The sequence below is a fragment of the Kitasatospora sp. NPDC059817 genome (genome assembly GCF_042731835.1).
GTDB lineage: Bacteria > Actinomycetota > Actinomycetes > Streptomycetales > Streptomycetaceae > Kitasatospora.
This window is the reverse complement of record NZ_JBHWIR010000262.1, coordinates 1-7,496: the sequence shown is the minus strand read 5'-3', so window position 1 is coordinate 7,496 and position 7,496 is coordinate 1. Positions and strand designations below refer to the sequence as shown.

4 protein-coding genes and 1 pseudogene are annotated in these 7,496 nt (G+C 73.1%); 3 read left to right on the top strand and 2 right to left on the bottom strand.

Translation table 11 applies throughout. The annotated features are described in order from the left end of the window. Positions 1-91, bottom strand: a pseudogene (locus tag ACFV61_RS32675) (roadblock/LC7 domain-containing protein); the annotation flags it as partial. A gap of 10 nt (positions 92-101) precedes the next feature. Next, positions 102-3,941 carry a nitrate- and nitrite sensing domain-containing protein gene (locus tag ACFV61_RS32670; protein WP_380495610.1) on the bottom strand — a complete coding sequence of 1,280 codons (3,840 nt, stop codon included), beginning with the start codon at positions 3,939-3,941 and terminating at the stop codon, positions 102-104. Positions 3,942-4,531: 590 nt separating this feature from the next. On the opposite strand from ACFV61_RS32670, the gene ACFV61_RS32665 reads away from it, so the two are divergent. From ACFV61_RS32665 to gltX, 3 genes are all read left to right on the top strand, one after another. Next, a complete protein-coding gene (locus tag ACFV61_RS32665) occupies positions 4,532-4,804 on the top strand; it encodes a hypothetical protein (protein ID WP_347878533.1) in 273 nt (90 codons plus the stop codon). Positions 4,805-5,049: 245 nt separating this feature from the next. Next, the gene (locus tag ACFV61_RS32660; protein WP_063347716.1) at positions 5,050-5,850 is read left to right on the top strand and encodes a fumarylacetoacetate hydrolase family protein; all 801 of its coding nucleotides are present in this window, start codon (positions 5,050-5,052) and stop codon (positions 5,848-5,850) included. Beyond that, positions 5,843-7,366 carry a glutamate--tRNA ligase gene (gltX, locus tag ACFV61_RS32655; RefSeq protein ID WP_363375967.1) on the top strand — a complete coding sequence of 508 codons (1,524 nt, stop codon included), beginning with the start codon at positions 5,843-5,845 and terminating at the stop codon, positions 7,364-7,366. Before ACFV61_RS32660 ends, gltX begins: the two co-directional genes overlap by 8 nt. The last annotated feature ends 130 nt before the right edge of the window (positions 7,367-7,496 follow it).

The following is a 7,496-nucleotide window of genomic DNA, read 5'->3' as shown; positions in this document are numbered from 1 at the left end:
CGGCGGAGACCACCACGGTGTGGGACACCCCGGGGGTGTTGTCCACGAAATTGGTGATCAGCCAGTTCAGGTTCTGTGCGGCCTGGCTCATCTGATTCAACTCAACGCTCCTGGTGATCTGCGCCGTTGCCGTCGGTCCGGCCACCGAAACTATCGAATCCGGGCTGCTGGGCACCATGCTGGGAGCCCGGCTGGTTGGCCTGTTCGGCCCCGGCCCGGCGGCCCTGCTGGATGCCGCGGCGCAGGTTGGTCAGCCGGCCGCGGACCTCTTCGGGGGCCCGGGAGACCTGCGGACCGGTCAGCGGCGAGGCCTCGGCGGTGCCGGAGACCAGGTTGGCCTGCGGGGTCCGCCGGGGGAGACCGGACATCGTGACGCCGCTGGTCGAGGGCTCGCGGACCTGCTCGGCGCGGCGCCAGCGCTCGTCGTTCGCGGACGGGCGCCAGGGGGCGTCCCCGGTGCCGGGATGCGGTTGCTGGCCCTGCTGCGGCTGCTGCTGGCCCTGCTGAGGGGCCTGGGGCTGCGGGGCCTGGGGGGCCTGGGCCTGCGCGGCCTGCTGCGGAGCCTGGGGCTGCTGGGCCTGGGCCGGCCGGCCCTGTCGGCGCTGCGGGTCGGACGGCTGGAACTCCGGCGCCGAGGTGCCGGGCCGGCGCGGCTGGTACGTCCGCGGCCGCGCCTCCTGCCCGCCCTCCTGCGGGTACCACGGCTGCTCGGCCGCACCCCCGGACGGGCCGGTCGGCAGCGCCATCGGCTCCGGCCGGGCCTGCTCCTGGCGCACCGGCTCGGGCCGGGCCTGCTCCTGACGGACCGGCTCCGGACGCGCCGGGTTCGGCAGCACCGGCTCCACCAGGCCGAGGCCCAGCGGGTCACGCGGGTCGATCTGGCTGGCCTCGAAGCGCGGCCGGGCGAACTGCTGGGTGCTCTCCATCGACGCCGGCTCGGCCGACGGCAGCGGCTGGGCCTGCTGCTGCGGCGGCAGCTGCGGCTGGCGGTCGCGCTGCGGCGCGTCCGGGCCGGGGCGCTGCGGGCGGCGCTGGCCCTGCGGACCGGGCTGACCCTGCGGGCCGCCCTGACCGGGGCCGCCCTGGCCCTGCGGGGCCGGCCGGCGCTGCGGCAGGCCCTCCTGCGGGCGGTTGCCCGGGCGGGCGCCCTGCTGCTGCGGAGCGCCGCCCGGCCGACCCGGCCGACCGTGCTGCGGCTGCTCGCCGGTCCGGGGGCCCGGACCGCCGTCGAACTCGCCACCCGGGCGCGGCCGTTCCTGGCCGGGGCGGCCCTGGGTGGGCTGCTGCTGACCGGGTTGGCCCTGGGCGGGCTGCTGCTGGCCGCGGCGGGGCAGGCCGCCGGGGCCGCCCTGCGCCGGGCCCGGCCGGTTCGGGCCGCGCTGCGGCAGGCCGCCCTGCGGGGACTGCTGGGGCTGCGGGGACTGCGGGGCCTGCTGGGTCGGCTTCTGGCCCTGGGGCTGGGGGGCCTGCCGGCCCGGGCCCTGGGGTCCCTGGGGTCCCTGGGGCTGCTGGCCCGGGCCCTGCTGGCCCGGCTGGACGGGGTTCTCGCGCAGCGACTTGCCGACCTGGCGGGTCGGCAGGCCGCCGGCCCGGCCGCCGGGCGCGGCAGGCGCACCCGGTCCGGTCGGAGCACCCGGAGCACCCGGAGCGTTCGGTCCGGTCGGAGCACCGGGGCCGGTCGGGCCGGTCGGAGCGGTCGGGCCGCCCTGGCCGAGCTGCGGGCGGCCGCCCTGCGGGGCGCCGCCGGCCGGGCCCTGGCCGAGCGCGGCCGGGCCGCCCTGGCCGGGCGGCACCTGGCGCTGCTGGCGCGGCGTCGGGGCGACCCCGCGCTGCTGCTTGGCCTGGGCGGGGCCGGGCCGGGCGGGGCCGCGGCGGTCGGCGGAGTTGGTGACGTCGACCGGGAGCATGACCAGCGCGGTGGTGCCGCCGGAGTCGCTGGGGCGCAGCTGGATGCGGATGCCGTGTCGCAGGGACAGGCGGCCGACCACGAAGAGGCCCATGCGGCGGGAGACCGAGACGTCCACCGTCGGCGGGTTGGCGAGGCGCTCGTTGATCTCGGCGAGGTCGTCGGGGCTCAGGCCGATGCCGGTGTCGTGGATCTCGACCAGGACGCGGCCGTCGGGCAGCGCGTGGCCGGTGACCCGGACGCGGGTCTGCGGGCTGGAGAACGAGGTGGCGTTCTCCAGCAGCTCGGCGAGCAGGTGGACGAGGTCGTTGACGACGCGGCCGGCGACCTCGGCCGACGGCACGGCGGCGAGTTCGATGCGCTCGTACTGCTCCACCTCGGAGGCGGCGGCGCGGAGCACGTCGACCAGCGGGACGGGCCTGGTCCAGCGGCGGCCCGGGTCCTCACCGGCGAGGACGAGGAGGTTCTCGCCGTTGCGGCGCATGCGGGTCGCGAGGTGGTCCAGCTTGAAGAGGTTGGCCAGCTGGTCCGGGTCGGCCTCGCGGCTCTCCAGTTCGGAGATGAGCGACAGCTGGCGCTGGATGAGGCCCTGGCTGCGGCGCGAGAGGTTGGTGAACATCGCGTTGATGTTGCCGCGCAGGAGGGCCTGCTCGGCGGCGAGGCGGACGGCCTCGCTGTGCACCATGTCGAAGGCGTGCGCCACGTGGCCGATCTCGTCGGTGGAGTCGACGGCCACCGGTTCGACCGTCGTGTCGACGTCGTGCGGGTCGCTCTCGGAGAGGGTCTTGACCAGCTCGGGCAGGCGGCGCTCGGCGACGTCCTCGGCCGCGGCCTGCAGCCGGGTCAGCGAGCGCACCATCGAGCGGGCGATCAGACCGGCGCCACCGAGGGCGACGAGCAGCACCAGGGCGATGGCGGCACCGATGATGATGGCCTCGGTGTCGGCCTGGGACTGGAGGTCCTGGGCCTTGCCGTCGAGGTCCTCGATGAGCTTGGACTCGATCCGGCGCTCGGCGGTGATCTTGGCGCTGGCCTTCTCGTACCAGTCCTTGTAGGTCACCGGGTCGGTCTGGTGGATACCGCTCGGCTGGAGGATCGAGCGCGCGTACCGGTCGGCGTCGGCGATCACCGAGTTGTAGCTGAGCTGGCCGCGCAGGTTGTCCAGGTCGTGCGCGGTGTAGATGTTGTTGAAGCTGGTGAGCGAGTTGTCGTACGAGGTGCGCAGGCGGATGCCGAAGGACTCGTCGCTGGGGCTGAGGTCGGGGCCCTTGGGGTTGGCGAGTGCGGCGCCGATCAGGGCGCGCTGCTGCGAGGTGGCGTTCTTGGCCAGCGAGAACTGCTGCAGGGAGCGGGTCGCGACGAGCAGGTCCGTGTTGTTCGACGCGAGCGCGATGTCCTGGGTGATGGCCAGCAGGTCGCGGATGATCACGTCGTAGGCGGTGATCGTCGACTGGATGTTCTGGTTGTTCTGGTACGGCGTGTTGCGCGCGTCCGAGATCGAGTTCAGGTCCCTGCGGATCTGGAACAGCAGCGCCTTCCCGCCCGAGAGTTCGAGGTTCTCGAACTTGTCCGAGGACGCGGTGAAGGTGCGGCTCAGGTCGTCGGTGGCCCTGCGGGCGGTGACGATGTCGTCGTCGAGCGGGTCGTTGGGGCGCGCGGTGATGTAGCCGGCGCTGATGTCGCGCTCGGTCTGCAGGGCGTCCGCGAGGTTGGTCGCCTTCTTGGCCAGGTCGGACAGGTTGGCCATCTGGGAGAGCTGCTGCGAGTTCTGCATCGAGGCCTGGATCCGCAGGCCACCGAGGACCAGGGAGACCAGGACGGGCAGGGCGAGCAGGGCGATCAGTCGGGTCCGGATGCGCCAGTTGCGCATCGCGAGCCGGCTCAGACCGGTGGCCCGTCGCCGGGTCAGGGTGGTCCGGAGCTTGTCCCGGGCGGACTTCCGTTCCTGGCCGTCGTCCTCCGGGTGGCCGGGGGCCTCGGGGACCACCGGCTCGGCCGGGCTGCCGGGAGCCGCCGCCTGCTGGGGGGCTGCCACGGGCTCGTGCGACTCCGGGTTACCCGCGCCGCCGCTACCCCTTTTGAAACGTCCCTGCACTGGCGTCGCAACCTCTGGACCGGGCGTCCCGCCGCGTCGCCGCGGACCGGACGGTGTCGAGTTTCCTTCCGCTCCCCGGCTGGTCCGGGTGAGCGCGTCGCCGGGGTGGACTTCTCCCTACCCACGGTCCGTGGCATTCCAGCACAGCCGGGGAATCCCAACAAGGGCCGCCAGGACACGCCGCGCGGCGCTACCGAACGCGTGCGTGACTTCACTGACTGTGTCGTAACAGGACCGGAATACCGCATTTTTCGGACACTCGCCGGATACATGCCAACCCGGCCCGAGATCGAAAAGAGTCACAGACCTTCCGGAATGACCGTTATCGGAGATATGCCGGAAAATACCGTTGCGGCGATATGTCGGATATCTGCAATTCGCTCATGAATTTGTGATCAAAATCACAGTCTAATGTGTAGCTTTGGTCACGGTCCCTGTGGAATGAGATCTCGTAACCTGGCTGTCTCCGGAGCACGGCCCCGATCAGCCTGCCCAGAACCCCTCCGAATCATTCGGAATCAATCAGGCCGGTGACGATCCGCCGCGATCCGACCGGCCGCGACCACGAGGTGCTCTCGATGTCCCAGGCGAAGAAGGCCGCCACCAAGTCCACGCTGCCCTGCCGCTCCACGGCGAACCCGCGCCGGACGACGCTGGCCTCGGTCGCGGACTTCAGCACGATCCCGGGTGCCCGCAAGCCCGAGGACGCCGTCACCTACGGCACCGAACTGCCGGCCAGCACCGCCAACCCGCGCCGCACCCAGCTGATGGTCGCCCCGGCGCCCGTCGTCGTGCAGGACTGACCCGACCCCCGCTCCGACAGGGCGTCGCGGCCGCGCCACCGAGGGCGGCCGCGGCGCCCTGCGGCGTTCCCGGGCGGTCGCCGGGGCTCGCGGCCCGACCGCGCTGAACAGGGGCAAAGCGGTCAGCCGGGGCCCCACGCGATAGCCTGGACGACGATTGACGGGGCCGCGCCCACTGTGGGCGAGGCGCCCACCAGCGCCCGGGCGCGCCCCGGGCGGTCGACGAAGCGAGGGGTATCCCAGCCGTGCGCATTGCCAGGTTTTCCGTCCGGGAAGGGAGCCCTGCCGCCGGCAGCGTCTCCTTCGGCGTGGTGGAGGGCGACCCTTCCCAGCCCGACTCGCTGGTCGTCCACGCGCTGGCCGGCCACCCGTTCGGCCAGCCCCAGCCGACCGGCGAGAGTTACCGCTTCCAGGACGTCCGGCTGCTCAGCCCGATGCTCCCCAACAAGATCGTGGCGGTCGGCCGCAACTTCGCGGCGCACGCCGCCGAACTGGGCAACGACGTCCCGGACGTGCCGCTCACCTTCTTCAAGCCGTCCACCTCGGTGATCGGCCCGACCGAGAACATCGCGTACCCGCCGTTCTCCTCGGACGTCCAGCACGAGGCCGAACTCGCCGTGGTGATCGGCCGGATGTGCCGCGAGGTGCCGCTGGACCGGGTGCCCGAGGTGATCCTCGGCTACACCTGCGCCAACGACGTCACCGCCCGGGACGTGCAGAAGCGCGAGGGCCAGTGGGCCCGGGCCAAGGGCTTCGACACCTCCTGCCCGCTGGGCCCGTGGATCGAGACCGACCTGGACCCGGCCGACCTCGCCGTCACCTGCACGGTCAACGGCGAGCTCCGGCAGGCCGGCCGCACCTCCCAGATGGTCCGCTCGGTCGCCGAGCTGATCGTCCACATCTCCGAGGCCATGACGCTGCTGCCCGGCGACGTCATCCTCACCGGCACGCCCGCAGGGGTGGGCCCGCTCAACGTCGGCGACGAGGTCGCCGTCTCCATCGAAGGCATCGGCACTCTCACCAACAAGGTGATCAAGCGTGGCTAGTGAAAAGCTCAGCGGCTCCGCCGCGGGCAACCCGGCCGTCCGGGTTCGTTTCTGTCCGTCCCCGACCGGGAACCCGCACGTGGGCCTGGTCCGCACGGCCCTCTTCAACTGGGCCTACGCCCGCCACAACGGCGGCACGCTGGTCTTCCGGATCGAGGACACCGACTCGGCCCGCGACTCCGAGGAGTCGTACGACCAGCTGCTCGACGCGATGCGCTGGCTCGGCTTCGACTGGGACGAGGGCCCGGAGGTCGGCGGCCCGCACGAGCCGTACCGCCAGTCCCAGCGGATGGACATCTACGCCGACGTCGCCCGCCGCCTGCACGAGGCCGGCCACGCCTACCACTGCTACTGCAGCACCGAGGAGCTGGACGCCCGCCGCGAGGCCGCCCGCGCGGCCGGCAAGCCCTCCGGCTACGACGGCCACTGCCGCGAGCTGACGGACGAGCAGGTCGCCGTCTACAAGCTGGAGAAGCGCGAGCCGATCCTGCGCTTCCGGATGCCCGACCGCACCCTCAGCTTCGACGACCTGGTGCGCGGCACGCTCACCTTCGAGCCGGAGAACGTGCCGGACTACGGCATCGTCCGGGCCAACGGCGCCCCGCTGTACACCCTGGTCAACCCGGTGGACGACGCCCTGATGGGCATCACCCACGTGCTGCGCGGCGAGGACCTGCTCTCCTCCACCCCGCGGCAGATCGCGCTGTACGCCGCGCTCGCCGAGATCGGCGTCGGCGACGGCACCACCCCGCGCTTCGGCCACCTGCCGTACGTGATGGGCGAGGGCAACAAGAAGCTCTCCAAGCGCGACCCGCAGGCCTCGCTCAACCTGTACCGCGAGCGCGGCTTCATCCCCGAGGGCCTGCTCAACTACCTGTCCCTGCTGGGCTGGTCGCTGGCCGACGACCGCGACCTGTTCGGCATCGACGAGATGGTCGCCGCCTTCGACATCGCCAAGGTGAACGCCAACCCGGCCCGCTTCGACCTGAAGAAGTGCGAGGCGATCAACGCCGAGCACGTCCGCAAGCTGGCCCCGGAGGACTTCGTCCGCCGCCTGGTGCCGTACCTCCAGGCCCCCGGGCTGCTGCCGGCCGAGCCGACCGCCGAGCAGCTGGACCTGCTCGCGAAGATCGCGCCGCTCACCCAGGAGCGGATGGTCGTGCTGAGCGAGATCGTGAACATGGCCGGCTTCCTGTTCGTCGACCCGGCCGACTTCACCGTCGACCCGGACGACGCCGCCAAGGCGCTGACCGCCGACGCCCGCCCGGTGCTGGAGGCCAGCGTCAAGGCGCTGGAGGCGCTCGCGGACTTCAGCCCGGAGCCGATCCAGGCCGCGCTGCGCGAGGCGCTGGTGGACGGGCTGGGCATCAAGCCCAAGTTCGCGTTCACGCCGCTGCGGGTCGCCGTCACCGGCCGCCGGGTCTCGCCGCCGCTGTTCGAGTCGATGGAGCTGCTCGGGCGCCCCGAGACGCTGCGCCGGCTGAACTCCGCCCTGGAGGCCCTGCCAGCCGCCTGAGCGGGCCGCTGAGCAGGCTGGGGGGGCCCCCCCCGGCACGGGCCCCCCCCCCGCCCCCCCCGACCCCCCCACCCCGGCCACCACGCCCCCCCCCCCCCCCGCGCCCACCCGCGCCCCCCCCACCCCCCGC